This window comes from Desulforhopalus sp. IMCC35007, assembly GCF_005116575.1.
Classification (GTDB): Bacteria; Desulfobacterota; Desulfobulbia; order Desulfobulbales; family Desulfocapsaceae; genus Desulforhopalus_A.
In genome coordinates this window covers 1-213 of sequence record NZ_SWCN01000124.1, presented here as the reverse complement: position 1 = coordinate 213, position 213 = coordinate 1, and the positions used below count along the sequence as shown (strand labels likewise).

Here is a 213-nt window from a genome sequence, read left to right as displayed (position 1 = left end):
GACTGAGCATTCGTTGCCAATGTCGACTGCTTCATGTACCTCGATCTATGGTTTACTACCAGCTGTCTGGTGAATCTGCTGAGAATCTGCAGCTTATGGAAAAGATAGATCGATTGCACTTAGATGACCCCTCAGCAGGATCGCGTCGCATGTACAAATACTTGCGGCGGTCAACTGGGAAAAAGATAGGACGAGAACGGGTCCGTCGGTTAA

1 protein-coding gene is annotated in these 213 nt (G+C 48.4%); it reads left to right on the top strand.

The window, feature by feature from the left end; translation table 11 throughout:
- Positions 1-47: 47 nt before the first annotated feature.
- Positions 48-213 (top strand): IS3 family transposase (locus tag FCL48_RS26075; RefSeq protein ID WP_371418698.1); only part of this gene is annotated, 166 nt, incomplete at its 3' end.